The organism is Streptomyces sp. NPDC026417 (genome assembly GCF_055567695.1).
Genome location: NZ_JBVHPY010000002.1, coordinates 369,563 through 395,715 on the forward strand (window position 1 = coordinate 369,563; position 26,153 = coordinate 395,715).

Here is a 26,153-nt window from a genome sequence, read left to right on the forward strand (position 1 = left end):
TCCGTGCTGTCAGTAGTAGTACTGGGCATTGGCGTCGGCGCTGCCGCTGGGGGAACTGCCCAGCGTCACTTCACGGACATGACCGAGATCGACCAGCATCGGCGGCTCATAGGCCGCCGCCTCCTCCGGGGACGGCTCTGCGCCGGGCCTTTCCGCCGGGTGCGGGTGTCCGAAACCCTCGTACAGGGATACGGCAATCGACTCGTGGGTCATGGGGCCGCCTCGGGTCAGGGGCATCAGCTGCCCCGGAAAAGAATCGGGAACGCGGAAAAAGACGCGTGCGCCGGCCATTCCGGCAGCGTCGGGGCCCCAAAGTGTAGCGATTCGCGAACTGCGCCAGGTGTCGAACCGGCCCGCGATCGCCAGTGCGCTGACCTGGCGTTTGTCGTCCGGCCTTGCCGGCGGGGAGAGGGGTTTCCGGCCCCGCGGTCAGGTCCGCGGGCGGTCCCCCGGCTCATTCGGTGAACGTCGCTCACTCATTTGAAGAGGAGCGGCGGTGCAATGAGCGGCCGCGGCGTCATATTGAAGGAGCAAAGGGCGTCTGACGGCAGGCGGCCATCGAGCATCCATCCGGGCGCCCCGGAAAGCGGGATGTGTGCACGGCAGCCATGGATGTGCGGTTGCCTAGGCGCTGGCGGCCACGTTCTCCATGCCGCGAAGACCCAGGACCAGGGCGCCCTGCGCTTCGGCCCGGGTGTCCAGTTCGCTGAGGTCGAGGACGAATTCGGAGTCCTCGGCGACCGCGCCGGGCAGCGCGAAACGGTGCAGCGACTCCCTGCAGCCCGCCAGCAGCAGCGGGCTCTGGGCGAGTTGCCCGCCGATGACGACCAGGTCGGGATTGAGCAGGTTGCACAACTGGGCCAGGGACTGACCCAGGCGCCGGCCGGCGTCGTGAATGACCCGCATGCAGATCGCGTCCTGCGCCTGAGCGGCCCCGATGACCTGCTCCAGGGTCTCCGGCGCAGGCAGGCTGTTGCGAGCGCGCGCGGCACGGACCTGCGCGATGAGCGCATCGGCTCCGATCTCCGTCTCCAGGCAGCCGCGTCCGCCGCACTGGCACACCGCACCGTCCGGGTTCACGGTCAGGTGCCCCAGCTCCCCGGCCATGCCGCCGTGGCCGCGCAGCACGCTGTTGTGCACGATGATCCCGGCTCCCACACCCGTCGACGCCTTCACGTAGACCACCGTTTCGGCGTGCTCGCGGGTGCCGTACGTCTGTTCCGCCAACGCGCCGAGGTTGGCGTCGTTGTCGATGAACGCCCGCACGCCCAGCCACGCGCCGAGGTCCCCCGCCGGATCGTCACCCACCCGCCAGGGCGGCAGGATCGGCGGCGTGAAGCCGCCGGTGCGCGGGTCGATCATCCGGGGCACGGCGATCCCGAGGGAGAACACGTCGGAGCGGCGTCGGCCCGTTCCCTCGATCGCTTCGTCGATCATCTGCCTGACCTCCGGCAGAGCCCGGTGCCAGCCCCTGCTGACGCCTTCCGAGCTGACGCGTGAGGTCACCTGGTCGAATTCCTTGTCGAGTCTGCGGGCGACCACGGTCATGTGGTTGAACCCGAGATGGACGCCCACGCCGACGTCGTTCACGGGTGAGAGGCAGACCTTGTTGCGCTCCTTGGCCGCCGGTACGAGGCCGGCCTCCGCCAGTTCACGGACCGCGGCCGACACCGTCGCCTGCGAGAGCAGGGTGCGATGGGCGATGTCGGCCTGGGTGCCGGACTTGATCGCCACGGCGAGCAGCACCTTTCTGCGGTTCGCCGCTCGGGTGGGGCCGGCCGCCGGTAACCGACCTAAAAGATCTTCCGCGTCCGCCATTGGCCCCCCTGCTCCGGTACCCGCATCCCGCTTTTTCTATGGTCGAAACGGAAATAATATCAGTGAGCCCTTCAATTCGAACCGGCTTCGACTTCGAATAATTGGGCCCCTCATGAGACTGCCGGGCACCCTGGTGCACTCGCTGGATCTCTTCGCCAGTCCACAATTGGCTGAAATTGTGGATAGGTAGTCGATAGGGTGGACACTTTTGAACAGCGCGCTCACCTATTGATCATGTTTGGTTGCACGGACCGAACGCCGGTGAGGTGCAGCGACAGGAGTGGCCGCTGAGTCACAGGGAAGTCCCGAAGCGGTGCGTGGGGCGAGTTCGGCCGGTCCCGGCGGCCACCGGCACGGCGGCCGCGTCGTCCCCGTCTGCCGCGTCGGCTCGCCGGGCGCGGTGTGTGGACCACCGGGACTGGTCTATGTCGTGAAGAAGCCGTCCTTGTCCATCTCCTCGATGCTGCTCGCGAATGCGTGGGAGACCTGCTTGAGGTCGTCGTCGGTGTGCGCGGCGCTGAGCATCATCGTGTGCAGTTCCGGCACGTAGACCCCGTATGTGCGCATGTAGTAGGACAGGGCGAGGTTGGCTTTGAAGTTCGATCCGGTGAGCCGGTCCCTGATGAGTCTGGGGGCGGCGTGGTCGAAGGTGATGGAGAAGATGGAGTGCGCGGCTGTGATGGTGGAGGGAATTCTGCGGTCGGCCGCCCGTGCCGTCAGCTCCTGCGCCAGCCAGTCCGTCTTGCGCTGCAGTTCCCGGTAGATGTCGGGGTGCGTTTTCAGATGGCCGAGTACTGCGGCCCCCGCTGCGGCGGTTACCGAGTTCCCGCTCATGGTTCCGCCCACGAAGGCCTTGCTGTCGAGGTCGAGGTAGGGGTCCCCGGTGGTGCGGGCGACGTCGATGACGTCAGGACGTCCGACGACCGCTCCGCAGGGCAGGCCGCCGCCGATGATCTTGCCGAGGCAGGTGAGATCCGGCTCCACACCGGCAAGATGCTGGACTCCGCCGTAGTGGACGCGGAAACCGGTGATGACCTCGTCGTAGATGACCAGGATGTTTTCGCGTGCGCAGACGTCGCGGAGCTGCTGGAGGAAGGTCCGGTCGAATGCTGCCGTCGTCACCGGCATGGGTTCGAGGATGACGCACGCCAGCGTCTTCGCGTGCGCGACGATCCGCTCCAGCGACCCCGGATCGCCGTACTGCAGGACGAGTGTCTCGTCCACGACCGTGCGCTGGATGCCGGCCGAGTTCGCGACCGGTTCGGGGCGGCGCGCGTCGCCGCTGTAGCGGAACAGGGAGCTGACCAGGCTCTGGTCGGAGAATCCGTGGTAGTGGCCCTCGAACTTGGCGACGCGCTGCCTTCCGGTGTGTGCGCGTGCCATCCGCAGCGCCATCTGGACGGCTTCTGTGCCGGAGTTGCCGAGGATGACCTTCGAGCCCGGGGTGAAGGCCTCGGCGATCAGTTTCGTCAGATGCAGTTCCGCGGGGTTTCCCAGGGCGTTCACGGCGCCGCCGGCGGCGGCCTGCTGGATGGCCCGCACCGTGAGGGGGTGCGCGTATCCGAGGATGTGGGGGCCGTAGCCGCAGGACAGGTCCACGAAGGTGTTGCCGTCGACATCGTGGATGCGCGCCCCGGCGGCCTTCTCGATGACGAGGGGGAAGGCGCTGGGCAGGCCGTAGCGGTCGAGGTGGGTGGGGGCGACGAGGTGGCGGGCGGCGTCGCGCCTGGCGGCCATCGAGCGGGGGCTCACCCCGCCGATCTCGCGTTCGAACCTCGCACGGACTTCTTCGCTCATGTACGGGGAGAAGAGGTCGGTGAACCGACGGGCGTTGCGGTAGAGGTCGATGTCCGGGTCGGTCTGCGTGACGAATCCCTCGCCGGTGAGCAGGGACAGCGAGAGCAGGGAGAACCGGGTGGAGGCGCGGGCGCCGTAGCGGTACAGCAGCCGGGTGGCTTCGTCGAAGAACTCCATGGTGGACCATCGGGACGTCTGCACCTCGAAGTGCCGGCGCAGGATGTCCACCAGCTTCTCCGCGTAGTCCTGGTGGGCCGGGCGGAGGCGTTCCGGGTTGGCCACGAAGGTGCGGATGAAGCGGTCCATGGCCAGCTGCCATTGACCGCGGATGCAGGCGTAGTAGAACGAGGAGAGGTTCCATTTGTCGTCTGCCGACAGGGACCCGACAAGGCCGAAGTCGAGCAGGACGATCCGGCCGTCGGGGCGGAACATGATGTTTCCGGGGTGGGGGTCCACGTGGAAGCGTCCGTGGAAGAACACCATGCTGTAGAAGACGTCCTGCAGCCGGCGGGCCAGGGATGCTCGCGGATGGCCGGCCTGCTCCGGGTGCAGTCCGCTGACGCCTTCCACGTACTCCATGACCAGGACGTCGTCGGTGCACAGCGCGTCGAAGGTCCGGGGCACGTCCAGGAAGGGATGGTCGCGGAAGTTCTGGGCGATGTCGTTCTGCCGCAGGGCTTCCTGGCGCATGTCGCACTGGCCGACCAGCAGGGGCCGCAGTTCGGCGAAGTGCCCGGGCAGGTCGTACCGGCGCAGCGGCGGGTACAGGGCATGTCCGGCGGCGAGCAGCTTGTGCAGAGCCCAGGAGCTGACCTGGAGTCGTTGTCTTACCCCGCTCTTGACCACTTTCACGGCGACGACGTCACCGCCGCTGAGAACGGCCCGGTGGACCTGGGCGACGGAACCGACGGCGACCGGCTGCCAGTTGAACGCCCGGAAGGCTTCTTCGACGGGCACGGGCAGTTCGCGGTCCAGCGTGCTGCGCAGGTCCGCCTCACCCATGGGCGGCAGTTCGGAGAAGAAGGAGCGGAACTCCTCGGCCGCTGTTCCCGGAAGGAGCCCGGACTGCGTTCCCAGTACCTGCCCCGCCTTCATGTAGAGAGGTCCCATCCGCAGCAGGTAGCTGCGCAGCAGGACCGCGAGGCGGTGCCGTGACTCTTCGTGGCTGCGGCGGACGGTCTTCCCGGTGGCCCAGCGCACGAGGAAGACGGTCGTCCACCACACGAGCCGACCTGCCTCGGCTGCCGCTCCGGCCGCCAGGCGCAGCCTCCGCCCGCCTGCTCGGCGGGTTCCGGCCGCCGGGGGCTCAGGAGAGTCCGGCCTGTGGCCCGCTGTGTTGGTGACTGCCTTCCGAGGCGGCGGCGGAGGACTGTCGAGGCTGTCTGTGGCGGGCAGGGGGCTGTTGGGGGCGTGGTACACCGCGGCGATCCCTACTTTTCAGGCCGGCGCCGCAGCGCCTCGCCGTGTGAACGGGGTGCGGCGGGGCTCGGGCACTCGCGTATCTCCTGGTGGTGGGCGCCCGCCCGGCGCGCTCGGGGTGGTGCCACCGTCGGCAGGCCGAAGGGTGCGCATGGACGTGGCTGACGCTGCTCGGGCGGGAGTTGACGCCCGTATGGAAAGCCCGGGCTTCGGGCCTCGTCGTGGGAGCAGCGCTCAGGCCTGGCGCAGGACGAGTACGGCGTTGTGTCCGCCGAATCCGAAGGAGTTGCTGATCACTGCTTCCATCCGGCAGGGACGGGGGGTTTTGGCGACGACGTCGAGGTCGATGGCCGGGTCGGGTCGGTCGAAATTGGCGGTGGGGGGAATTGTCTGGTGCCGCAGCGTCAGGACGGCGAGCGCGGCTTCGATGGCCCCGGCGGCTCCGAGGGTGTGGCCGGTGACGCCCTTGGTGGACGTGACGGGAGGCGGATGGCCGTTGAAGAGGCGGCCGAGTGCGAGGGCTTCGATGCGGTCGTTCATCGGGGTGGCGGTGCCGTGAGCGTTGACGTGGGCGATGTCGGCGGTCTGCAGGCCCGCGTCGGCCAGTGCCGCGGTGAAGGCCCGTTCGAAGCCGACACCCTCGGGGTGGGCGGCCGCGTAGTGGTGGCCGTCGGTGGAGGTGCCGTAACCGCAGAAGTAGGCGTGCAGTGGGGCGCGGCGGGCTCGGGCGTCCTTGGCGCGTTCGAGCACGAGCATGCCGGCGCCTTCGGCGAGGACGAATCCATCACGGTCCGCCTCGAAGGGGCGGCTGGCGCCCCGCGGGTCGTGTACGCGTGTGGACAGGGCGCCCATCTGGGAGAAGGAGAGGGAGGTGAGGGGGTGGCACGGTGCCTCGACGCCGCCGGCGAGGACGATGTCGCAGCGGTCGGCCAGCAGCAGATCCCGGGCGGTGCCCAGCGCGGTTGCCCCCGAGGCGCAGGCCGTGGTCACCGCCATGCTCGGGCCGTACGCACCCAGTGAGATGCAGATTTCGGCTGCGGCGGCGTTCACGGTCGAGCGGGGCACGGTCAACGGGGACAGCGTCTCGTACGCGTGGTCGGTGAACTTGCGCAGGGCCGCGACGCTGGTGTCCTTGCTCTCGGTACCGACCCCGACGACGACTCCGACGCGGGCACCGTCCCAGGCAGCGGGATCGAGCCCGGCGTCGGCAACAGCCTGCCGGGCGGCGGCCAGAGCCAGGTGGACGAAGCGGTCCGTGCGCCACACTTCTCGGCCGAGCAGCGCCTTGGCGTCGAAGCCGGGGACGCGGCAGCTGAGGGGGACGGGGACGTCGCCCAGGTCGGGGTCGACGGCGGCCGTGGGTTCGCCGGAGCACACTCCTCGCCAGCTGCTCTCGACGTCCGTGCCGGCGGGGGTCAGGAGGCCGATGCCCGTGACGGCGATGTCGCTGCCGCTCATGCCGGGGAGACCGGGGCGGCAGCGGCCGGGCCCGGACTGTGGGCCGGTGCGGGTTCCTGGGCCTGTTCCACGGCGGTCACGGCCTCGCCGAAGGTGGCCCGCAGCGATTTCAGGGCGTCGTCGCTGCTGGGTACGCGCAAGCCCAGCTCGTCCTGGAGGACGCACATGAGCTCCACGACGGCCAGGGAGTCCATGCCCAGGTCTTCCAGGGTGCTGTCGGCTCGGACGGTGTCCTCGGGAATGTTGAAGTGGGTGACCAGGGCGGTCTTGATCGGTTCGTAGAGAGAGGTCATCAGTTGCTCCTCGCATCGGTGGGGTGCTTGCTTCGTGTGCGACTCACAACCGGATCACCATCAGGCCCGCGCTGCTGCCCGCCGCCAGTCCGAGGAGCGCCACCAGGTCGCCCGGGGCGGCGAGTTGGCTCTCCATGGCCATGGAGAGCTGGAGCGGCAGGGACGCGGAGGCGACGTTGCCGTGGCGGGGAAGGGTGACAACCAGCTTCTCCCGCGGGATCCCCCAGCCCGCCGCGCACAGGTCGTCCAGGTCGGCGAGTGACACCTGGTGCACACCGATGAAGGAGAAGTCGGCGATGTCCAGGCCGAGTTCGGTGAGCAGAGGGGGCAACTGGGTCCGGCTCAGAAGGCGCAGGCTTTCGCGTATGCGCGTGCTGTCCATTTGGAAGTAGGCCGTCTCCTCGTGCGGCGGCCGGCGTACGGTGCGCGTCCCGCCGTGAAGGACGGTGGCGGACTCCCAGGTGGCGGAGTCGGCCGCGAAGCGGCTCCCGAGTACGCCGCGGGCCTGTGCGGGGATGGCGGCGGTGTCCTCCTCGGCCGTGAACAGGAGAGCGGCTCCGGCGTCGGAGAAGCCGTAGGAAGGAAAGGACCGGGCGAAGGCCGCGGCGTTGGGGGTCTGCAGTCGCGTGTACAGCGAGGGCGCCTCGCCGCAGGTGATGAGCACGGTGCGGTACTGCCCGGAGGCGATGAGTCCTTGGGTGATCTCGATGGCGTTGAGCACGCTGTTGCAGGCGTTCTTCACATCGAAGACAGGGCAGCTCAGGCCCAGCTTCGCGGCCACGATGTGCGACGTCGCCGGCTCCGACATGTCCTGGCTTGCCGCCGCGAAGATCATCAGGTCGATGTCGTCGGGTGCGGCGCCGCGGTCGGCCAGGAGTTTGCGCGCGGCGCCTGCCGCGAGGTCGGACGCCTGCTGATCCTCGCCGATGAGGTGCACGCCCTCCACGCCTGTCAGCAGCGTCAGCAGTCCTGGAGGCGGGGTGAATCCCCCGCTGGCTGCGGTGATCTGGGCTTCCCGTTCGGCCATGGTGACCCACCGCTCGGGCAGGTGGGCAGTCACACCCGCGAGGCACGCTCTTAGGTCGCTCACCTGCGTCAAGCTAGCAACGGAGCGGACAGCCGCGCGTATTCGGCGCCGACACGGCGGCAACCGGGGCCGAGATTCATTCAGAAGGCGGGCGGTCCATCACCGTGATGCGGTGGTGTGCGTATATATATGGCCAGGCGCCTTTCAGCCCTGCCGGTCATTCACGTGCGGGGCGCGTGCGTGACCGTTCACTTCCCGGCTGTTGCGCTCGCTGCTCCCACATCCGACTCTCAACTCCCTGCTCCTGGTGCCCGGTGCGCACGCCGTGGGAGCGGCCCGGTCCGTGATGCGGAAGCGAACGGCATCTGCGGACCGGGGGCCCAGGGGCGATCGCGGGCGCCGCGCCGGCATCGAAGAGGTTGCCGGCCCTCGTGCGGGGCCGGACGGGAACCGATCCGAAGGAGCGAACCACATCATGGCCGACCGCCCCCCGCCGCGCGTGCAGGACCCGGACAGGGTGGCGCAGCGCCTGCTGCGCGCCTCCGGCTCTCACGAGCCTTCGGCGACCATCGACTGGGACACCCCCGTGCTGGAAGGGGCCTGGTTCTGCTGCCCCGAGCGGTTGTCGCTGTACGGCACGCCGTTGTGGGACGAGATGGACCAGCGGCAGCGCATCGAGCTCTCCCGGCACGAGATGGCCAGTTTCATGAGCGCGGGTATCTGGACCGAGCTGTGTCTGATCCAGCTCCTGGCCCGGCACATGGCGTCCTCCCGGGATCTCGGGGACAGCCGCACCCACTATGCGCTGACCGAGGTGGCGGACGAGACACGGCATTCGGTGATGTTCGGCCGGATGGTCCACGCCATGGGCTGCCGCACCTACACCCCGCCGCCTGCGGTACACCGGCTGTTCACCCATGCCAGCACGTTGTACAGCGAACTCAGCATCTTCGCCCTTGCTCTGGTGATCGAGGAGGTCAACGACCAGCTGCAGCGGGAAATCGTCCGGGACGAACGCGTCCAGCCTCTTGTCCGGCAGGTCTGTCGCCTGCACGTCGTCGAAGAGGCTCGCCATGTCGGCTTCGCCCGGAGTGAGCTCCTGCACGCGGCCGCTCGATCATCTGCGACTCGTCTCGCATTCCAGCGGGAGCTCACCGCGGTGTCCGCCTTCGTGGCGCTGGGCCAGCGCCTCCACCGTGACGTCTACCGCGCGGTCGGCCTCGACCCCGTCCGCGCCCGCCGGGAGGCCCGCAGCAACCCGCACTACCGCGAGACGTTGCGCTGGAGCGGTGAGAAACTCGTCGCTTTCCTGGGGGACGTGGGGATGATCGGCCCCTGGCAGCGGCACTGGTGGCGCCGGGCAGGTCTCCTGCGCTGAACGCTGCGTGCGCCGCACCACCGCATCGCGACGGACGAGCCTCACGCCGCCGCACCGCATCGCGACGGACGTGCCCGGGTCACCACGGCCTGTGTCACCACGGTCTGCACCAGCGGTGCGCGAGGTGCTCCAGCAGCGGGTGCGCACGGGATGCCCCCAGCGCGACGCGCTTGACGTGGTCCCCGGCCCGGCAGGGCGTCAGCGCGTCGGCCGCGATCCCCACCCGGGTCCGTGCTCCGACGATGTACCGGGCCCGGGGGCGGTCGGCGTCCAGTGCCCGCTGGACGGCGTGCGCCATCGGTTCCGGGGGCGGCAGCTTCACCGCCGCCCGCAGCGGCCCCTCGGCGGCCCGGTACAGCGCGGCGAAGGGGGAGCGCTCCTGCACCGCCAGCCTCTGCAGACCGTCGGCGGCCCTCTCCCAGATGCCGGTCGCGTATCCGCCGCCCTCGATGACGACGACGTGCACTCCGCCGGGTCCCGTCTCCATCCGCAGCGCGTCGTTGAGGACTCCCAGGGCGGTCTTGCTCGCGCAGTACCAGCCCATGGCGGGAGCGGTGACGTGTCCGCCGAGCGAGGAGATGTTGACGATGCGCCCCTCCCCCCGGCGCCGCATCACCGGCAGGACGAGCCGCGCGAGACGGGCGGGAGCCAGCAGGTTGACCTCCAGCAGGTGGCGGGCGGCGTCGTCACCGATGTCCTCCACCGCCCCGGCCAGCGGGATGCCGGCATTGTTCACCAGGGCCCACGGACCACCGTCGCTCCGTTCGGCGACCTGCTCGAACGCGTCCCGGCAGGAACAGGGATCCGCCACGTCCAGCAGGACGCAACTCAGCGGCACTCCGCGCTCCGCCGCCGCAGCACGCAGTTTCTCGGCCTTCTCCGCGCTGCGTGCGGTGGCGAACACGTCGTAGCCCGCTGCGGCAAGCCGCAATGCGGTTGCCCGTCCCACTCCGCTCGTCGCTCCGGTGACCATGACGGTGCGCCCCATGGGCGGGCCTCCCCAACACCTTCGTCCGCTCTTCGTGCTGCATGGTGTGCGGCACTCACTGTGCCGAACATTCGAGGCCGTGCTCGGTAACGGACCGGCGCGTCGGTGTGCGGGCGGGCACTCCGGCGACTCAACTCCCCCGCCGCCGTGGATCCCCCACTCGCAGATCCGTCGGCCGTAGATTCCAAGACCCGCACAGCCTCGCCGCCCCGGGCGAGCGGGCCGCTGAAGGAGTGACACGTCATGACCCACCAGCCCCTGCCGCAGCCCCAGACTCCCGAGGCCCTGGCGCGACGCCTGCTGCGCAGCGCTGCCTCCCACTCGTACGACCCCATGGCGGACATCGACTGGGAAGCACCCCTGCAGGAGGGGGCATGGTTCTGCGTGCCCGAGCGTCTGTCGCTGTACGGCACGCCGCTGTGGGAGCGGATGGACGAGCGGCAGCGGATCGAGTTGTCGCGGCACGAGTTCGCCAGTCTCGCCGGAGTGGGGGGCTGGCTGGAGTTGTGCCTGATCCAGATGCTGGCGCGGTACCTGGCGTCGCGTGATCTCAAGGACCCGCGAACGCACTACGCCCTGAACGAGATCGGGGACGAGACCCGGCACGTGACGATGTTCGGGCTGCTGCACCGGAAGCTGGACTGTCCTGACTACGGGCCGCCCGCCTACCTTCGCCATGTGTTCGCGGTGGGCAGCATGGCCTTCCAGGACCTCACCACGTTCGCGCTCACGCTCGTGACCGAGGAGGTCCTGGACCGGTTCCAGCGGGAGATCGCGCGCGACGAACGCGTACAGCCTCTGATCCGCAGGATCTGTCACATCCATGTCGTCGAGGAGGCCCGCCACGTGAGCTTCGCCCGCACCGAGCTGCGCAGCGCGGTGGCACGGGCCTCGGTGTCCCGCCGCGCTGTCCACCGCCAGCTGACCGCTCTGGCCGCTTCCTTGGACGTGCCGTGTCTGCTGGACCCGGGCATCTACCGCGCGGTCGGTCTCGATCCCGTCGAGGCCCGACGGCAGGCACGCAGCAACCCCCACTACCGGCAGACGCTGCTGTGGAGCGGGGAGAAGCTGATCGCGTTCCTGACGGAGGTCGGCATGATCGGCCGGGCCCAGCGGCCCTTGTGGAGGCGATCCGGGCTGATGCGGTGAGCCGGCCTGCGAACGGCGTAGCGAGCCGTGTCGGTCACACGCCCCCCAGGCAAGGTCGTGTCCGGCGGATCCCATGACTGCCCTTGCTTGGCTTGTCGGCATCCCCACGGGGCGGGGAACCGGATGCGTGCCACCGGCCGTCGTTCAGGCCCGCGCGTAGCCACCGTCGGCGAAGAGTTCGGCGCCGGTGACGAACGACGAGGCGTCCGACGCCAGGAAGAGGGCGGCCTCGGCGATCTCCTGGGCGTCGGCCGGCCGCCCCAGTGGCACGACGGCCTCGGCGAACCGGTCGACGTCCGCCCCGGCGGCGCCCAGCAGGCCAGGGGTCCGCGTGGGTCCTGGGCTGAGCACGTTGACCCGGAACCGGCGCTGCCGCGACTGCCGGGCCCAGTTGTGTACGAGGTTGCTCAGCGCCGCTTTCGAAGCGCTGTAGACCTCGAGCTGCTCATTGGGCCGCACGCTGTTGCTGGATCCGACGACCACGATGGAGGCGTTCTCCGCCAGCAGCGGAAGCGCCTTCTGGACGGTGAACAGTGGGCCCTTGACGTTGACGGCGAGCGTCAGGTCGACGTTCGCCTCGGTGTGGGCGCCGAGCGCGGCGTCCGCGACGATTCCGGCGTTGGCGACCAGCACGTCGATGCGCCCGGCCTCGTCACGGACTCGCGAGTAGAGCGCGTCCAGGTCGGCCGGGACCGAGACGTCGGATCGTATGCCGGTGGCCGCAGGGCCGATTTCCTCGACGGCCGCTTCGAGGCGGTCGATGTCCCGGCCGGTCACGAAGACCCGTGCCCCCTCCCGGACGAAGCGGTGGGCGATGGCCAGCCCGATCCCGCTGGTCCCTCCGGTGATCACGGCCACCTTCTCCTGCAGTACGCCTGGCATGTCGAACCCCATCAGTTGTGGAATGGATCGTCCATAACGTAGGCAGTAATGGACGATCGAGTCAAGAATGGTTAGCCTGAGGTCATGCCGAGACCACGCGCATTCGACGAACACCACGTCCTGGAGCAGGCCCGGGAACAGTTCTGGGCGACGGGCTACGCCGGAACCCGGATGGACGACATCGCCCGGGCGACCGGCCTGGGCAAGGGCAGCCTGTATGGCGCATTCGGCGACAAGGGCAAGCTGTTCCACCGTGTGTTCGGCGACTGGTGCACCGCAGTCGTCGAGGTGGCCGAAGGACGGCTGGCGGGTGGCCCGGATGCGGAGGCCATGGCCCGGCTGTCGGCATATGTGCACCTGATGGCCGAGAACACCGCCTCCGACACCGAACGCCGCGGGTGCCTGTTGGCCAAGGGCGCGGCGGAACTGGCCCAGCACGATCCGACGGTCGCCGGGCGGTCGGCCGAGACCATGACGGCGCTGCTGGGCCTGCTCCGGACGGAGATCAGCGCCGCCCAGCGCCACGGCGACATCGACAGCGCTGCGGATCCGGAGCGGTTGGCGGCGCTGGTGCTGACGGTGGTCCGCGGTATCGAGGCGGTAGGCAAGGCCGGCCTGGACCCGCAGACGCTGCGAGGCATCGCAGACACCGCGCTGGCGGTCCTGCCTGCACCCCAGGGGCACAAGCGCCTCGCAACCGGGCGCAGCCCGGCCCGCGAGAACTGACTTGGCCTTCCGGTCACACGTTCCGCCGGACAGCGCCGGGCAGCGCGCCGAACCCGCTCTGACGCAGGTCGATGAGGATTCGGGTCCCGGCCTCGTGCTGCGTGTCGTGGAAGGGGCTGGCGTCTCCTCGGTCCGGGCTGCCTCAGGCCGGGGGGACGAGGCGGCTTTCGTGGGCGAAGACCACGGCCTGGATCCGGTCGCGGAGCCCGAGCTTGCGCAGGACCCGCCCCAGATGGGACTTCACCGTTGCCTCCGCGAGGCACAGGGCGGCGGCGATCTCGGAGTTGGACAGACCGCGGCCGACCTGGACGAGCACCTCACGCTCGCGGGCGCTGAGCCGGCCCAGCCGCTCGTCGCGGCCGGCGCTGCCCACGTCGGGGATGTGGGTGCGGAACTTCTCCAGCAGGCGGCGGGTGATCCGCGGGGAGACCGTCGCGTCGCCCGCGGCCACGCTGCGTATCGCGGCCAGCAGTTCCTCGGGCCTGGTGTTCTTCAGCAAGAAGCCCGAAGCCCCGGCCTTGAGTCCGGCGAAGGCGTACTCGTCCAGGTCGAAGGTGGTCAGGATCAGCACGTGGCTCCGCGGGGAGAGCCGCACGACCTGCCGGGTCGCCTCGATCCCGTCGGTCCCGGGCATCCGGACGTCCATGAGGACGACGTCGGGGCGCAGCTCCCGGGCGAGGCGGACGGCCTCCGAGCCGTCCGCGGCCTCACCGACCGCTGCCATGTCGGGCTGGGCTTCCAGGACCGTACGGAAGGCCATGCGGAGCAGACCTTCGTCGTCGGCGATCAGGATGCGGATCGTCACGCGTCACGCCTCTGCGGTGGGGGTGAGGTGGAGGCGGGTACGGACTTCCCAGCCGCCGCCCTCGAGCGGTCCGGCGTGCAGGTGTCCGCCGTAGGCGGCCGCGCGCTCGCGCATGCCGGGGATGCCGTGGCCGGGTGGCGTGGCGGCGTGTGGGGGCGGGCCGGGGCCGTTGTCGGTGACGTGCACGGTGATGGTCCGGGCCGAGCAGCACACCCGGACGTCGGCGTGGGTGCCGGGCGGTGTGTGTTTGAGCGTGTTGGTCAAGGCTTCCTGCACCAAGCGGTGGACGGTCAGTTGTGCGGTGGCGGGGATGCCGGCGGTGGCGCCGTGCACCTCCAAGCGGGTACGTAGTCCAGCGAGGCCCATCTGGTCGGCGAGAGCGTCCAGTTGTGCGATGCCGGGCAGCGGGTGGCGCTCCGCGTCGGGTTCGTCGGCGGACAACACGCCCAGGGAGCGCCGCATGTCGGTCAGAGCCTGCCGGCCGGTCTCGGAGATCTGGGCCATGGCGGTGGTCGCAGTGTCGGGCGACCGGTGCTGGGCATAGAGGGCGGCGTCGGTGAGTGCGACCATGACGGACAGGTTGTGCGTGACGATGTCGTGCATCTCCCGGGTGATACGAGCCCGCTCCTCAGCGGCGGCCAGTCGCGCCTGCTGCTCCTGTTCCTGCTCCAGGCGTGCGGCCCGTTCCTCCAGGGCGGCGAGGTAGTCGACCTTGGTCCGCACGTTCACGCCCAGGACGGCGGCGGCGAGGACCATCGCCGTCGCCGCGACGAAGGGGGTCAGGAACGCGCCGTCCGGTACCCAGCTCAGGCAGGCCAGCACGACCCCTGTCTGCACGATGGCGCCGGCGATCAGTGTGCCGCGCCGGCCCGAGTGGGCGGCCACCGTGTACAGGGCCACCAACAGGGCGATGTCCGCGAACAGTTGGACGTCCGCCAGCCACTGGACGAAGGCCGCGGCTGTCACGACGCCGAACACGGTGAACGGGGCCCGGCGGCGCCACACCAGGGGCAGCGCGAGGGCGGCGGTGAGGGTCGCGGCCACCGGGAGCCCCGTCGGCGCGGCCGTGGTCACGATGTTGGCCAGGAGCAGCGCCGGCACCAGCGAGTCCCACAGCACGGGCGGCAGCCGCAGGGCCCGGCGGCGGACGGCACGCACCCCTCGTACCGCGCGTGCCGCTCGCGCGTAGCCGGGGGCGGTGTCTTCGGTCAGCGGTGCTGCTGTCCTGGACCGCCGCACCCTGGCCCGGCGGCGGGCCTGGTCGGCGGTGCCGGTCTGCGCGGCGGCCTCGGTCATCACACCGTTCCTCATCGATTCAGCGACATCGTGGCGGCCGGCGCCACCGCCGTGTGCGCCCGGAGCCGGGTCGGGCACGGAAAGCGTCGAGTCCCACACCGCCCGGTGGGGGCGCGTACGTTCCGCGGTCCTGTCACGGTAGGCGGCGGTCCGGCGGTGCGCATGGGTCCACGGACCGAGGGCGGCGGGGCGGGATACGACCCCAGGATGAGTGCTGCCACCTCCCGTGGTCGCAAGGGCGGCCGCTGAACCGGGTGTTCGATGGCGACTGCGGTCGCAGCGGCGACCCGCGCGGGTGCGACCGCGGTCGGACGAGGGACAGGCCTGGGGGTGCGACGTGGGGTGCACACGGTGGCGACCGGAGGGCGATGTGGCAGCGCGTGCCGTGAACCGAGGATGGCCGGGTGACCGAGATCATCACGGGGCTGTACCTGTCCCCCTTGGAATTGTGTGTCGTGCTGGGTGCCCTCGCTCTGGTGATGGCGCGCTGGCTTCCGCCCGCTACCCGTCCGCGCGTCACGGTGGCGGCCGGAACGGCTTTCGTGCTCTCCGCGATCGTGCTGGGCGTGGCAGGGATGCGCTGGCAGATGCTGCCGGTACTCGGCGGTGCTGTGCTCGCGCTGCCTTTCGCGGTCTCTGCGGTGCTGCGCGGCCGTGGCGGCCGGCCGGTGCGGCGGGCCCGATGGTGGCTGGCGTTGCCGGGTTCGGCTGCCTGCGTCGGCCTGATCGCTGCGGGTCCGGTGGCCGCCTGGGCGTTTCCGGTGCCGGTGTTCCCCGAGCCGTCGGGCACCTTCGCGGTCGGCACCCGCGTGATGCAGTGGACCGACCCGCACCGCGCGGAGAGCTTCACCGCCGACCCGCACGACCGGCGCACGGTCGTGGTCCAGCTCTGGTATCCCGCGCGGCCAAGCCCGGCAGGGGTGCAGCGGGCCCCGTACCTCGGGCGCACGCAGCGTGAGGCGCGCACCGTCTCCGGCGCCCTCGCGCGCTACGCCGGCCTGCCCGGCTTCCTCCTCGACGACGTCCCGCGGGCCCGCACCCGTGCGGTCTTCGACGCCCCGGTGGCCGGCAGGGGCGGACGGTTCCCCGTCGTGCTGTTCTCTCCCGGGGCCGGCGGAGTGCGCACCCAGAACACCGCCTGGGCGGAGGAACTGGCCAGTCACGGCTACGTGGTTGCCGCCCTGGACCATCCCTACGACTCCGCCGCCGTCGTCCTCGCCGACGGCCGAACGATCACCACCACGCTCGCGTCCACCGGTGACCGGGACAAGGACGAGCGCCTGGGGGCCCGCTGGACGGGAGTCCGGGCCGCCGACCTCGGCTTCGTCCTCACCCAACTGGGCCGGCTGGACCGGGGGGAGCTCACCGGCCCGCTGAGTGGACGCCTGGACACCGGCCGGGTCGCGGTGACCGGCCACTCGATGGGTGGTGCCGCCGCGCTGCAGGCCGCCCGGCAGGACCGCCGGTTCGACGCCGTCGTCGATCTGGACGGCTACCCGCACGGCCCCCTCTCCCCCTCCCTCCACCAGCCGACGCTCGCGCTCACCCAGGCCATCACCCCGGAGACCGACCCGCGGTACCTGCCCCGCCTCACCAAGGTCCTCAAGCTGGGCACCGCGACGAGCTACCGGCTCACCGTCCCCGGCGCCGCGCACCTCACCTTCATGGACGCCCCCCTGTATCTGCCGCCGGTGCCCTCACTGGTCGGATCCCTGGGCCGCACCGAGAGCCCGCGGGTCGTCGCCGCCGCCTCTCTCGCCTTCCTGGACACCACCCTGCGGCACACACCAGGTGACCTGCCCGGCGTGCTGTCGTCCTACGGCGACCTGACCGTCCACCGTCCGGGCAGCGGCGGCTGAGCGCCTCGCCGGCATCAACTGCCCCGGGTGTCGGACACGCGTGCTCCGGCCGCATCGGCGGTGCGCTCCGGCGCCGGTACCGGTCGGACGGACCGCTCGCGGCCGGTACGACAGGTCCTCGTCCGGTGGCGAACCCGATGTGCGCCGGTGGGAGCCTTCACGGTCCCCCGCGCCCGGGGCCCGCGGCGGGCTTCACTCCATGAGGCCTGCGGCGGTCGTCGCGCCGAGTTCCCAGCAGGCCTCCACATCCGCCTTGCCGGGTTCCCCGGTGACGGTCACCGTGTCGGCCACGCGACGCCAGCCCAGGCCTGTCGTCACCGCCTCGATGCCGCGTACGGCGCCGGTGACGTCGTTGCCCCCGTGCACGTAGTAGGCGAACGGGCGGCCACGGGTGGCGTCCAGGCAGGGGTAGTACACCTGGTCGAAGAAGTGCTTGAGGGCGCCGGACATGTAGCCGAGGTTGGCCGGCGTACCCAGCAGGTAGCCGTCGGCGGCCAGGACGTCGGACGCGGTGGCGGCGAGGGCGGCCCGGCGCACGACACGCACGCCTTCGATCTCCGGTGCCGTCGCCCCTTGGACGACCGCTTCGAACATCGCCTGGCAGTTCGGCGAGGGCGTGTGATGGACGATCAGCAAGGTGGGCACGGCATCGAACCCTGCCCGCTCGGGCGCCCCGCCGCAAGCTGCGACGCACGTGGACCCCCGTGGCCGCGGGCGCCCCGTCCGGTGGGCGGCCGCCGGCCACACCTTCCGGTGGGCGGCCAGGGGCGCACGTTCCGGTGAGTGCCGGCGGCGGCCTCGGGACCCGGGCCCGCGGGCGAGTACGTGCACATCCACCCCGATCCCGTCAGTCGTCCGCCACGGCGGACGGCGCCGCGGCCTGCGGGGACCGCCCGACACCGGCTTCCCGCCCCGCGAGGCAAGGTTCCGGGCCTCAACTTTCCACCGCTGCAGAGAACTTGACCTCGGACCGGTCAGCCTCCGCCTCCCATGTGATCAAAGTGCGGCACCCTTTCACACCTTTTGAAACTCCGTGCGCCAGGTTCGAAGGGTGTCACCCGCACGAGGGACCCTCTCCGTACGGTTCGGGGCACGAACGGGGCCGGAGGACTCGGACCCGTGCAACCGGCAGAAGCCGCAGGAGGACCGCCATGACGAACGTGGAAATCTCGCTCAAGGAGACGATGACCGCTGTGGAGGGGGCGCTGGGCGCAGCCGTCGTCGACTACACCAGCGGTATGGCGCTCGGCACGCTGGGCGGAGGCAAGGATCTCGATCTGTCCGTTGCCGCCGCGGGCAACACCGACGTGATCCGCGCCAAGGTCCGCACGATGGAACACCTGGGACTGAAGGGCGAGATCGAGGACATCGTGATCACGCTGGGAACCCAGTACCACCTCATCCGGCTGGTGAAGGGGCGCCAGGGCAGCGGGCTGTTCGTCTACCTCGTCCTGGACCGGGGGCGCTCCAACCTCGCGATGGCCCGCCACCAGCTCAAGCGGATCGAGGCGGACCTCGAGTTGTAGCTGTGACGTCCGGTTTTGCATGCCCATGAATTGAAGATTTCTTCATCTCGGCACATCCACATCAGTGCATCACCAGGGCGTACGGAGCCCGCAGTCGCCAGGATCGTGACGGACACAGGACCCGTGAGCGGTAGGGAGCGAGCGTGCAGGTCCCCCTCTATCAGGCCAAGGCCGAGTTCTTCCGCATGCTGGGGCACCCGGTGCGCATCAGAGTCCTCGAGCTGCTTCAGGGTGGGCCCGTCGCGGTGCGGGATCTGCTCATGGAGATAGAGATCGAACCGTCCAGCCTGTCCCAACAGCTGGCCGTGTTGCGCCGCTCCGGGATCGTGGTGTCGATCCGGGAGGGATCTACGGTCAGTTACGCGCTGGCGGGAGGTGACGTCGCCGAACTGCTCCGCGCCGCCCGCCGGATCCTGACCGAACTCATTGCCGGACAGAACGAGTTGCTGGCCGAGCTGCGCCACTCGGAACCGCCGGTGCCGGCTCCCCCGCTGCCCTGACCAGTGCGTTCCCGCACCGGGGCCCGGTCGCCGGGACTTTCGTCGTCGCGGCGTCCGGGCCCGTGGGACAAGGAGCTGTGCCGCGCGTGGGCGGCCGGTCGGTCAGGTGCAGTTGCCGTTGTCGGAGTTGTAGTAGATGTCGATCGCGCCGCTCCACGTCAGGCACTGCCCGTCGTCGGGCACGTCCTTGTAGACCGGGCCTGCATAGCTGGTGAAGGAGCCGGAGTCCTTGGCCTCGCCGCTGCTGTAGGGCCAGGTGTCGAGCGTGACCTCCATGAAGACGCGGGCACCGGGGTTGGTGCGCACGGTGACCGCGCAGACCTTGCCGGCGCTGCTGTTGTAGGTCACGAACGTGGTGGCGGGGATGGTGGACTGCGACGAGCGGATGGGCGTGGCCCTGATGACGTCGTAGCCGGCGCCACAGGCTCCGTTGTACTGGGTGGGTGTGGCCGCCGAGGCCGGTGTGGTCGCGGCGAGCGTGCCGCCCAGTGCGAGTGCGGCCAGGACGGTGGCGGTGGCTGCCTTACGGCGGGTCGACTTCACTTGGTTCCCCCTGTTGTGGTCTGAGAGGAGTTCAATTCGCGGTGCACGGCGGGTCATTGCCGTCCACGCACAAGGAGACCCGGGGTGCCCGCCGATAGTTGTGGGGCGTTTCGTCACTGTCCTGTCACCACTGTCACGGTGGGGCGTGCGCCGCCGCAGTCCATCCGCTTCCGCCGGCAGCCTCGGCTCCGCTGTGTTCCGCCACACGGGTCGAGAAGGTCTCGGGCAGGTCCGTCGCCCGTTGAGGATCAGGTCGGCGCGGACCACCTCGCGCATTCGGTGCATGCCTCTCGCTACCGGGGCGTAGTCCGCCGGGCGGTGGCGAAGCGGCGCTGGTAGGCCGCGGGGCTGAGGGACAGCTCCCGTGCGAAGACGCGGCGCAGGCTCTCGTAGCCGGGAAAGCCTGCCAGCGCTGCTGCCTGCGTCGCGGTGTATCCCTGGTCCAGGAGTGACTTCGCGATGTCGAACCGGATCGATTCGACGTATCGGGCGGGCGTGGTGCCCAGCTCCTCCCGGAACAGCCGCGTCAGATGGCGGGGACTGATGTGCAGGTGTGCGGTGAGCGCGGTGAGTGAGTGATCGCCCGTGGGGTCCGCCGTCACCCGGTCGACGACGCCGCGCAGAGCGGGTGAGCGGGGCGGGGGTCCTTGCAGAGGCGCGGAGAACTGTGACTGGCCACCTGAGCGCTGGAGGTAGACCACGAGGGAGCGGGCCACCTCCCGGCTGACGTCGGGGCCGTTGTCCTCCTCGATGAGAGCCAGCGCCAGATCGATGCCTGCGGTGACGCCCGCCGAGGTGTAGGTGGTGCCGTCGCGGACGTGGATGGCATCGGGTTCGACATGGACCTTCGGATACCGGGCGGCGAGCTCGCTCGTGATCTTCCAGTGGGTGGTGGCCCGTTTGCCGTCGAGAAGACCCGCGGCCCCCAGGACGAACGCGCCGGAGCAGACGGAGGCGACGCGGCCCGACCTGGCCGCCAGGTTGCGTGCGGCGTCGGCGAGATCGCGCGTGACGGGAGTGCGGGGGTACACGTCTCCCCCGGGCACGAGCAGGGTATGGGGGTCCGGCTGCGAGGCGGCGTCACCGTCGGCGGCGATCCGTACACCCATGGAGGAGACGATGTCGGCGCCGGTCGTCGAGATGAGGGCGATCCGGTAGTCGGCACCCAGTCCATTTGCCTCAGCGAATGCATCTGCCGGTCCGGCGACGTCCAGCAGTTTGACCCCGTCGTAGACAAGGATCGCTACCCGATGCATGTCGCAGGTCACATTCCCATCCCCGTATGGCTGGATTCGAGGGGGTCACGGCCGAACCGCTGCAGCGACGGGGACCGGAAGGTCGCCATCGTGGAGAACGGCTGCCTCACCCGCACACACCGCACCGGAAAGCACGGACACCATGACCGACATCATCGCAGGGGTGGAAATTCCCGACACCCCGGCCGTCGCCGAAGCCACGGCGTTTCTTCGGGAAACAATGAGCCCCCTGCTCTTCCACCACTCCCGGCGCGTCTTCCTTTTCGGCTCCCTGCACGCGCGGATCATGGAGATCCGGGCCGACCCGGAACTGCTCTACATCTCGGCGATGTTCCACGACGCGGGGCTGTTGACGCCGTTCTCCGACACGGAACAGCGTTTCGAGATGGACGGCGCGGACCACGCACGGAAGTTCCTCCTCGACCGCGGCTTCCCGGAGCGCGCCGGAGAGGTGGTCTGGGCGGCGATCGCCCTGCACACCACACCGGGTGTCCCCGGCAGGATGGGCGGGGAGATCGCCGCCACGAATTTCGGCGTGCTGACCGATGCCATCGGCTGGGGACTCGCCCGGCTGGAGGACTACCGGGTGGAGGAAATCGTCTCCGCTCATCCGCGCGGAGATTTCAAGAAGGAGTTTCTGCACGCGTTCGTCGAGGGCCTGCGGCATCGCCCGGATACGACCTACGGAACCGTCAACGCCGACGTTCTGGAGCACTTCGTTCCCGGCTTCCGACGGGTGTCCATGGTCGAGCGCGTCATGGATGCTCCCTGGCCGCACTGACCCGGCAGGCGTGCGGGAGCCAGTGAGCCCGCACGCTGCTCGCCTCGGCCGTGGCCGCACGAGCCGTCGCGCCGCGTCTGTACCCACACTCAGAAAGGAAAGATGGTGCGAGCCCTTACCGTCCGGGACCGCGAAGCCGGCCTCAGCGGGCTGAGCCTGGAGGACCTTCCCCACCCTCATGCAGCCGAGAACGACGTCGTCGTACAGGTGTACGCGGCGGGCTTCACCCGGGGCGAGCTGGACTGGCCGGCCACCTGGACCGACCGCGCCAACCGTGACCGCACCCCGAGCGTGCCCGGCCACGAGGTCTCCGGCGTCGTGACGGAACTCGGCTACGGGACCACCGGTCTCACCGTCGGCCAGCGGGTCTTCGGCTTGACCGACTGGACCCGCAACGGCTCACTCGCCGAGTACGTCGCCGTGGAGGCCCGCAACCTCGCCCCTCTGCCCGCCGACATCCCGCACACCGTGGCGGCCGCCCTGCCGATCTCCGGGCTGACCGCCTGGCAGGGACTGTTCGACCACGCACGCCTCACCGCAGGCCAGACCGTCATGATTGACGGCGCCGCCGGCGCCGTCGGCTCCATCGCCGTCCAACTCGCCCGCGAAGCGGGAGCCCGAGTGATCGGCACAGGCCGCTCAGGAGACAAGGACGTGGTGCTCGGCCTCGGCGCTCACGCCTTCCTCGACCTGGAAACGGAACCGCTTCAAGACGCCGGCGAGGTCGACGTCGTATTCGACGTGATCGGCGGCGACATCCTCACCCGCTCGACGCCGCTCGTGCGCGCGGGGGGCACACTCGTCACCATCGCCCACCCACCCGCCGTGCGCCCGGAAGACGGGCGCGCCGTCTTCTTCGTCGTGGAACCCGACCGTGCGCGCCTTGCGGACCTTGCCCAGCGGCTCCGGGACGGACGGCTCACCGTGCGGGTCGGCGCCGTCCGCACGCTGACCGAGGCAGCGGAGACCTTCACTTCCGGTCAGCGCGTCGCCGGCCGCACGATCATTCAGGTCTTCGGAGGAGAGCAGGACGAGAGCGCCTGACGCGACGGCTGTCCGCACTCGGGCCGCGGGCCGGTTCGGCCCGCGAGTACCGCGGGCCGAACCGCGGGCCACCACGCCCAACTGGTGACGGAGCGGCAGGCGTCACTTCCCGGCCGTACCGGGTTCCCTGGCGAGGGACTCCTGGTAGGCCGCGTGGGTGCGTGAGTCCTCGACCAGGTCGTCGCAGAGCGCGGCGACGTCGGTGCCGACGAGTTCCAGGACCCTTGCCCGCGGCGGCGCCTTCCTCGAAGAAGTCGACGATCCCGGGGAGCAGGGGCCAGCTCCTCGCGTCCGGCGTCGTTGAGCGCGTGGAACGTGCGCGGCGGGCCGACCCCGGACGGGCGCTTCGTCACCGGTGGGGCTTGAGGCAGTGCAGGCTGTAGCCGTCGCGGGCCGGGTCCCGCGTTCTGGTGGGCTGTCCGAAGAGGTACTCGGCCCGTGCTCAGATGGTGTCGCCCGCGATCCGGCCGTCGATGCGGGACCACGACGACGACTTCATCGGATATACAAGGGTGTGCATCGAATGACCCGTTCAGAGATCGTCTACACGCTCGTATGGCGGGGCGAGCCTCCCTACACCCTCACAGCGGTCGGCCTGGCGACTGACCGTCTGGGGGAGGCGGAGGCACTGGCGTGGGAGGCGTTGGGCGGATTGGTCCTGCCGAAGTCCTGGGAGGAGCTGGACTCGCCGTCGCGTCGCCGCGTCGTGCGCGCCTGTCGGCCGATTCCCACGCAGGGGCTCTGGCACGTCCGGGACGACCGTGCGGAAGTACCGGAGGAATACTCACGACGCGACTGTTTCGCGCAACTCAAGGACGAATGGCCCCACGCGAGTCCGCTGGTGAAGCGCGATGCAGGGCCGGGGCTGGCCGCGCTGGCTCGGCTGTCGGCGCTGGTGTGCCGCATGCCTCCTGACGTCTTGCTCGATGCCGAGGAGGACCTCCTCGACATCTATGACACCTACACCGTGGGCGGCCTGGCCCCTGCCACGCCGTGAATTCGACATCCTCCCCCGCCACGACCCGGCCGCCGCGGCGACGCTGATCGCCTGGCAATGGCCGGGACGGCGATGTGCACGGTGCACGCCCCCCGGTTCGAGCAGCCCGGGTCTGCCCGGGCCGGTCGGCCAGCCCGTCAGGCAGCGGAGCTGGTCGGGGAATCACGTCGGGTTCGGCAGCTGGCCGGCGCCGTCCCGTCGCTGAGCACGGAGGCGGGAGCTCCTGGCGCCTGTCCGGCGAGGGGAGGCCGGCACGTCTCGGCGCGCCGGGACTTACGGTTTGCGGGTCACCCACAGCAGTTCCGCCGGCCAGCGGTGTGCCCAGTCGGGTGGGTCGGTTTCGTTGTAACCGTTGGGTGTTCCGAGTTCGGGCCGCGGCTCGATGAGGTCGTCGATGATGAGACCCGCGCCGCGCAGGACCTTGACCCAGTCGCCGTAGGTGAGCTGATAGCTGGTCGCGCCGTCGCCTTCGGCGATGGTGTTCAGCCCGAAGTAGTCCCGCTGCAGCGTCGTGGTCACGCGGCCGGCGGCCTCGTCGTAGCAAGCTTCGAACCATGGGCTGGCGACGTTGAACACCAGGCGCCCGCCCCGGCCCAGGACACGTGCGGCCTGCGGGACGGCCAGGTGCGGGGACGCCCAGCTGAGTCCACCGAAGTCGCAGAACACCAGGTCGAAGTTGCCGTCGGCGAAGGGGAGTTGTTCGGCGGCGCCTTGCACCAGCGGGTAACGGGCCGCTCCCATCGCGTCGGCTGCTGCGGCGAGTTGGGCTTCGGACAGGTCGAGCCCGACCACGGTGGCGCCCTCGGCGGCGAGCGCCCTGGACCACTGGCCGGCGCCGCAGCCGAGTTCGAGGACGCGCTTGCCGGTGACGTCGCCCATGGCGTGCAGGTGCGCGTCGGGGATGGAGTACATGCCCCACAGCCGGGGTGTGGCGCCGATCTGCGGGTCGTGCTCGTGCTGGTAGGCGCTGCTGATCCGGTTCCAGAGCCGCCGGTTGGCGGGGATGCTGTCCACGTGCCGACTCCAGCACTGCCTGCCGGGGACGGTCAACACGATGAGGGCACTGGCCGGCCCTCGCCCAGGTCCGATCCCCGGCTCGGCCCGTCATCCGCCGGACGAGCCCTACGTGCGTTCACCGACGGCGGGTCCGGGAGCGGGCTCCGCTCGCCGCAACTCCAGGTAGCGCTGCCACAGTTCGGGCCGGGTGTCGTCCATGTACCAGCTGCGCAGGAAGACCTCCAGGAAGGCGCTCTCCGTCTCCCCGCTGCGGCGGCGGTAGCGCTCCGGGTCCGCTTCGACCAGCGCGGCCACCGGCCGCCACCGGCCGGCCCGCCCCTCGGCCACGGTCAGCCGGTAGATCCCGCGTCCGGTCCAGCTGCGGTGCAGCGCCAGTTGGTCGCCCTCCAGGTAGGCGTTCCACTTCTCGTCCATGCTGCGTGCCCGGATGCCGTGCTTCACTCGCTGCCACTGCCCGGGGCTCCACTCCAGGTCCGGGACCGGTATGGGTTCGGGGCGGTGCAGCGGTGTCATCTCGCGGCGGAGCGCGGCGCGGCCGAGGTCCTCGCCGAGAGCGTCTTCACTCACCCAGTCGGGCAGCGCTTCGCATGCGGCCCGCCATGCTGCGGGGATCCCCGCCGTGCCGACCCGTGAGGCGACGATGCCGCCCACCATCGCGCAGGTGGTGTCCACGTCCCCGCCGGCCGATGCGCACACCCACAGCGCCTCCTCGAAGTCCTCGAGGTGCCGGGCCGCGCACCACAGGGCGAAGGGCACGGTGTCCACCGCGCTCACCTGCCGTCCGTTGCCCAGGCGATGCGCCGCGTACTCGGCGTGCGGCTGTTGCAGCAGCCGGCGTACCTCGGCCACGCCCGAGCGGACGCGTCCGGGCGGGGTCAGTTCCTCCACCTCGGCGAGCAACTGGGCTCCGGTCAGCGGCCGTACGCGCCCGCCTGCGGCGCAGGCGGCTGCCACCGCGACCGCGACGGCCCCGGCCACCGCCTCCGGGTGGGTGTGTGTCACCCGCGCCGACCGTCCGGCCTGGGCAGCCGCCTCACCCGGGTCCACGGCGAACCAGGCGCCCAGGGGCGCGACGCGCATCGCGGCCCCGTTGCCCCACGACCCCTGGCCGTCGAACAGTCCCGCGGCCAGCTCCGCCCACCGTCCGCCCTCACGGATCAGCCGCAGCAGCCTGTTCATCGCCGGACCGTAGCCTCGGTCGAAGTCGTGCCGGCGGGCGAAGCCGTACGCCAGGTCGTACTGGTCGACGGCGCCGCGGCTGCGCAGGACGTCGAAGACCGAGCAGGCCATCTCCGTGTCGTCCGTCCACGGCCACTCGGCGGGCGGCAGCCGGCGCTCCCGCAGGCACGGGAGATTCTCGGGTACGAAGAACTGGGCACCGAAGGCGTCGCCCACCGCCAGCCCGCGCAGAGCGTCACGAGCGGCCGAACGGTGGTCGAAGGAAGGGGAGTCGGGAAGGTCGAGGGAGAAGGATTCAGTGGGCATCGCCGCCATCCTGCCAACCCTGCCCCCGACGGCGCCACGGCATTGCCCGCCCGCACCCCGTCACCGGCCTGCTCCCCTATGCCAACCGGCGGCAGGATCTCCGGCCGCG

At 70.5% G+C, this 26,153-nt stretch carries 23 protein-coding genes and 2 pseudogenes; 9 read left to right on the forward strand and 16 right to left on the reverse strand.

The window, feature by feature from the left end:
* Positions 1–9: 9 nt before the first annotated feature.
* From ACZ4NT_RS04360 to ACZ4NT_RS04385, 6 genes are all read right to left on the reverse strand, one after another.
* The gene (locus ACZ4NT_RS04360; RefSeq protein WP_467723295.1) at positions 10–291 is read right to left on the reverse strand and encodes a lasso RiPP family leader peptide-containing protein; all 282 of its coding nucleotides are present in this window, start codon (positions 289–291) and stop codon (positions 10–12) included.
* A gap of 333 nt (positions 292–624) precedes the next feature.
* Positions 625–1,734, reverse strand: a complete 1,110-nt coding sequence (locus tag ACZ4NT_RS04365) for an ROK family transcriptional regulator (RefSeq protein WP_467723297.1) — start codon at positions 1,732–1,734, stop codon at positions 625–627.
* A gap of 507 nt (positions 1,735–2,241) precedes the next feature.
* A complete protein-coding gene (locus ACZ4NT_RS04370; protein WP_467723299.1) occupies positions 2,242–4,839 on the reverse strand; it encodes an aminotransferase class III-fold pyridoxal phosphate-dependent enzyme in 2,598 nt (865 codons plus the stop codon).
* Between the two features lie 429 nt (positions 4,840–5,268).
* Positions 5,269–6,492: a beta-ketoacyl-[acyl-carrier-protein] synthase family protein gene (locus ACZ4NT_RS04375; protein ID WP_467723301.1), complete on the reverse strand. Its 1,224-nt coding sequence runs from the start codon at positions 6,490–6,492 to the stop codon at positions 5,269–5,271.
* Entirely contained in the window at positions 6,489–6,785 is a 297-nt protein-coding gene (locus ACZ4NT_RS04380; RefSeq protein WP_121409320.1) for a phosphopantetheine-binding protein, read from the reverse strand. Before ACZ4NT_RS04380 ends, ACZ4NT_RS04375 begins: the two co-directional genes overlap by 4 nt.
* Before the next feature lie 43 nt (positions 6,786–6,828).
* Positions 6,829–7,845 (reverse strand): 3-oxoacyl-ACP synthase III family protein, encoded by a 1,017-nt coding sequence (locus ACZ4NT_RS04385; RefSeq protein ID WP_467723303.1) that lies wholly within the window; start codon positions 7,843–7,845, stop codon positions 6,829–6,831.
* Between the two features lie 442 nt (positions 7,846–8,287).
* On the opposite strand from ACZ4NT_RS04385, the gene ACZ4NT_RS04390 reads away from it, so the two are divergent.
* Positions 8,288–9,190, forward strand: a complete 903-nt coding sequence (locus ACZ4NT_RS04390; RefSeq protein WP_467723305.1) for an AurF N-oxygenase family protein — start codon at positions 8,288–8,290, stop codon at positions 9,188–9,190.
* Positions 9,191–9,284: 94 nt separating this feature from the next.
* Here the strand turns inward: ACZ4NT_RS04390 and ACZ4NT_RS04395 are convergent, their stop codons facing one another.
* A complete protein-coding gene (locus ACZ4NT_RS04395; RefSeq protein WP_121409322.1) occupies positions 9,285–10,178 on the reverse strand; it encodes an SDR family NAD(P)-dependent oxidoreductase in 894 nt (297 codons plus the stop codon).
* A 243-nt stretch (positions 10,179–10,421) separates the two neighbouring features.
* On the opposite strand from ACZ4NT_RS04395, the gene ACZ4NT_RS04400 reads away from it, so the two are divergent.
* Positions 10,422–11,327 carry an AurF N-oxygenase family protein gene (locus ACZ4NT_RS04400; RefSeq protein ID WP_467723307.1) on the forward strand — a complete coding sequence of 302 codons (906 nt, stop codon included), beginning with the start codon at positions 10,422–10,424 and terminating at the stop codon, positions 11,325–11,327.
* Between the two features lie 144 nt (positions 11,328–11,471).
* Here ACZ4NT_RS04400 and ACZ4NT_RS04405 read toward each other — a convergent pair whose 3' ends face one another.
* Positions 11,472–12,209, reverse strand: a complete 738-nt coding sequence (locus ACZ4NT_RS04405; protein ID WP_467723309.1) for an SDR family NAD(P)-dependent oxidoreductase — start codon at positions 12,207–12,209, stop codon at positions 11,472–11,474.
* An 84-nt stretch (positions 12,210–12,293) separates the two neighbouring features.
* Here ACZ4NT_RS04405 and ACZ4NT_RS04410 point away from each other — a divergent pair, with 84 nt between their 5' ends.
* On the forward strand, positions 12,294–12,935 hold the full coding sequence (locus ACZ4NT_RS04410) for a TetR/AcrR family transcriptional regulator (protein WP_467723311.1): 642 nt from the start codon (positions 12,294–12,296) through the stop codon (positions 12,933–12,935).
* 142 nt (positions 12,936–13,077) lie between these two features.
* Here ACZ4NT_RS04410 and ACZ4NT_RS04415 read toward each other — a convergent pair whose 3' ends face one another.
* Together ACZ4NT_RS04415 and ACZ4NT_RS04420 are read right to left on the reverse strand one after the other, a co-directional pair.
* The gene (locus ACZ4NT_RS04415; RefSeq protein WP_467723313.1) at positions 13,078–13,740 is read right to left on the reverse strand and encodes a response regulator; all 663 of its coding nucleotides are present in this window, start codon (positions 13,738–13,740) and stop codon (positions 13,078–13,080) included.
* A gap of 3 nt (positions 13,741–13,743) precedes the next feature.
* Positions 13,744–15,036 (reverse strand): sensor histidine kinase, encoded by a 1,293-nt coding sequence (locus tag ACZ4NT_RS04420; protein WP_467723315.1) that lies wholly within the window; start codon positions 15,034–15,036, stop codon positions 13,744–13,746.
* A 404-nt stretch (positions 15,037–15,440) separates the two neighbouring features.
* On the opposite strand from ACZ4NT_RS04420, the gene ACZ4NT_RS04425 reads away from it, so the two are divergent.
* Positions 15,441–16,895, forward strand: coding sequence for an alpha/beta hydrolase family protein (locus ACZ4NT_RS04425; RefSeq protein ID WP_467723317.1), 1,455 nt, complete (start codon positions 15,441–15,443; stop codon positions 16,893–16,895).
* 192 nt (positions 16,896–17,087) lie between these two features.
* Here ACZ4NT_RS04425 and ACZ4NT_RS04430 read toward each other — a convergent pair whose 3' ends face one another.
* Positions 17,088–17,540 carry a flavodoxin family protein gene (locus ACZ4NT_RS04430; protein ID WP_467723319.1) on the reverse strand — a complete coding sequence of 151 codons (453 nt, stop codon included), beginning with the start codon at positions 17,538–17,540 and terminating at the stop codon, positions 17,088–17,090.
* A gap of 506 nt (positions 17,541–18,046) precedes the next feature.
* Here ACZ4NT_RS04430 and ACZ4NT_RS04435 point away from each other — a divergent pair.
* Both ACZ4NT_RS04435 and ACZ4NT_RS04440 read left to right on the forward strand, forming a co-directional pair.
* Positions 18,047–18,421 carry a hypothetical protein gene (locus tag ACZ4NT_RS04435; protein ID WP_121409329.1) on the forward strand — a complete coding sequence of 125 codons (375 nt, stop codon included), beginning with the start codon at positions 18,047–18,049 and terminating at the stop codon, positions 18,419–18,421.
* A gap of 143 nt (positions 18,422–18,564) precedes the next feature.
* A complete protein-coding gene (locus ACZ4NT_RS04440; RefSeq protein WP_121409330.1) occupies positions 18,565–18,921 on the forward strand; it encodes a metalloregulator ArsR/SmtB family transcription factor in 357 nt (118 codons plus the stop codon).
* Positions 18,922–19,023: 102 nt separating this feature from the next.
* Here ACZ4NT_RS04440 and ACZ4NT_RS04445 read toward each other — a convergent pair whose 3' ends face one another.
* Together ACZ4NT_RS04445 and ACZ4NT_RS04450 are read right to left on the reverse strand one after the other, a co-directional pair.
* Positions 19,024–19,464: a hypothetical protein gene (locus ACZ4NT_RS04445; RefSeq protein WP_467723321.1), complete on the reverse strand. Its 441-nt coding sequence runs from the start codon at positions 19,462–19,464 to the stop codon at positions 19,024–19,026.
* 293 nt (positions 19,465–19,757) lie between these two features.
* Entirely contained in the window at positions 19,758–20,720 is a 963-nt protein-coding gene (locus ACZ4NT_RS04450; RefSeq protein WP_467723323.1) for a GlxA family transcriptional regulator, read from the reverse strand.
* Between the two features lie 142 nt (positions 20,721–20,862).
* Here ACZ4NT_RS04450 and ACZ4NT_RS04455 point away from each other — a divergent pair, with 142 nt between their 5' ends.
* Positions 20,863–21,501, forward strand: a complete 639-nt coding sequence (locus tag ACZ4NT_RS04455; protein ID WP_467723324.1) for an HD domain-containing protein — start codon at positions 20,863–20,865, stop codon at positions 21,499–21,501.
* Positions 21,502–21,606: 105 nt separating this feature from the next.
* A complete protein-coding gene (locus tag ACZ4NT_RS04460) occupies positions 21,607–22,545 on the forward strand; it encodes an NADP-dependent oxidoreductase (RefSeq protein WP_121409520.1) in 939 nt (312 codons plus the stop codon).
* Between the two features lie 275 nt (positions 22,546–22,820).
* On the opposite strand, the pseudogene ACZ4NT_RS04465 reads toward ACZ4NT_RS04460, so the two are convergent.
* Positions 22,821–22,898 (reverse strand): annotated as a pseudogene (locus tag ACZ4NT_RS04465) (PadR family transcriptional regulator); the annotation flags it as partial.
* Positions 22,899–23,068: 170 nt separating this feature from the next.
* On the opposite strand from ACZ4NT_RS04465, the gene ACZ4NT_RS04470 reads away from it, so the two are divergent.
* Positions 23,069–23,542, forward strand: a complete 474-nt coding sequence (locus ACZ4NT_RS04470) for a hypothetical protein (RefSeq protein WP_467723326.1) — start codon at positions 23,069–23,071, stop codon at positions 23,540–23,542.
* A gap of 273 nt (positions 23,543–23,815) precedes the next feature.
* On the opposite strand, the gene ACZ4NT_RS04475 is transcribed toward ACZ4NT_RS04470, so the two are convergent.
* Both ACZ4NT_RS04475 and ACZ4NT_RS04480 read right to left on the reverse strand, forming a co-directional pair.
* Positions 23,816–24,556 (reverse strand): class I SAM-dependent methyltransferase, encoded by a 741-nt coding sequence (locus ACZ4NT_RS04475; protein WP_467723328.1) that lies wholly within the window; start codon positions 24,554–24,556, stop codon positions 23,816–23,818.
* Between the two features lie 567 nt (positions 24,557–25,123).
* A pseudogene (locus ACZ4NT_RS04480) lies at positions 25,124–26,053 on the reverse strand (ADP-ribosylglycohydrolase family protein); the annotation flags it as partial.
* Positions 26,054–26,153: the final 100 nt, after the last annotated feature.

Coding starts and splice junctions, on each gene's coding strand:
- ACZ4NT_RS04395 (WP_121409322.1), bottom strand. CDS start 10,178: ATGGGGCGCACCGTCATGGTCACCGGAGCGACGAGCGGAGTGGGACGG.
- ACZ4NT_RS04470 (WP_467723326.1), top strand. CDS start 23,069: ATGACCCGTTCAGAGATCGTCTACACGCTCGTATGGCGGGGCGAGCCT.
- ACZ4NT_RS04420 (WP_467723315.1), bottom strand. CDS start 15,036: ATGACCGAGGCCGCCGCGCAGACCGGCACCGCCGACCAGGCCCGCCGC.
- ACZ4NT_RS04360 (WP_467723295.1), bottom strand. CDS start 291: ATGGCCGGCGCACGCGTCTTTTTCCGCGTTCCCGATTCTTTTCCGGGG.
- ACZ4NT_RS04405 (WP_467723309.1), bottom strand. CDS start 12,209: ATGCCAGGCGTACTGCAGGAGAAGGTGGCCGTGATCACCGGAGGGACC.
- ACZ4NT_RS04410 (WP_467723311.1), top strand. CDS start 12,294: ATGCCGAGACCACGCGCATTCGACGAACACCACGTCCTGGAGCAGGCC.
- ACZ4NT_RS04435 (WP_121409329.1), top strand. CDS start 18,047: ATGACGAACGTGGAAATCTCGCTCAAGGAGACGATGACCGCTGTGGAG.
- ACZ4NT_RS04455 (WP_467723324.1), top strand. CDS start 20,863: ATGACCGACATCATCGCAGGGGTGGAAATTCCCGACACCCCGGCCGTC.
- ACZ4NT_RS04390 (WP_467723305.1), top strand. CDS start 8,288: ATGGCCGACCGCCCCCCGCCGCGCGTGCAGGACCCGGACAGGGTGGCG.
- ACZ4NT_RS04400 (WP_467723307.1), top strand. CDS start 10,422: ATGACCCACCAGCCCCTGCCGCAGCCCCAGACTCCCGAGGCCCTGGCG.
- ACZ4NT_RS04380 (WP_121409320.1), bottom strand. CDS start 6,785: ATGACCTCTCTCTACGAACCGATCAAGACCGCCCTGGTCACCCACTTC.
- ACZ4NT_RS04450 (WP_467723323.1), bottom strand. CDS start 20,720: ATGCATCGGGTAGCGATCCTTGTCTACGACGGGGTCAAACTGCTGGAC.
- ACZ4NT_RS04375 (WP_467723301.1), bottom strand. CDS start 6,492: ATGAGCGGCAGCGACATCGCCGTCACGGGCATCGGCCTCCTGACCCCC.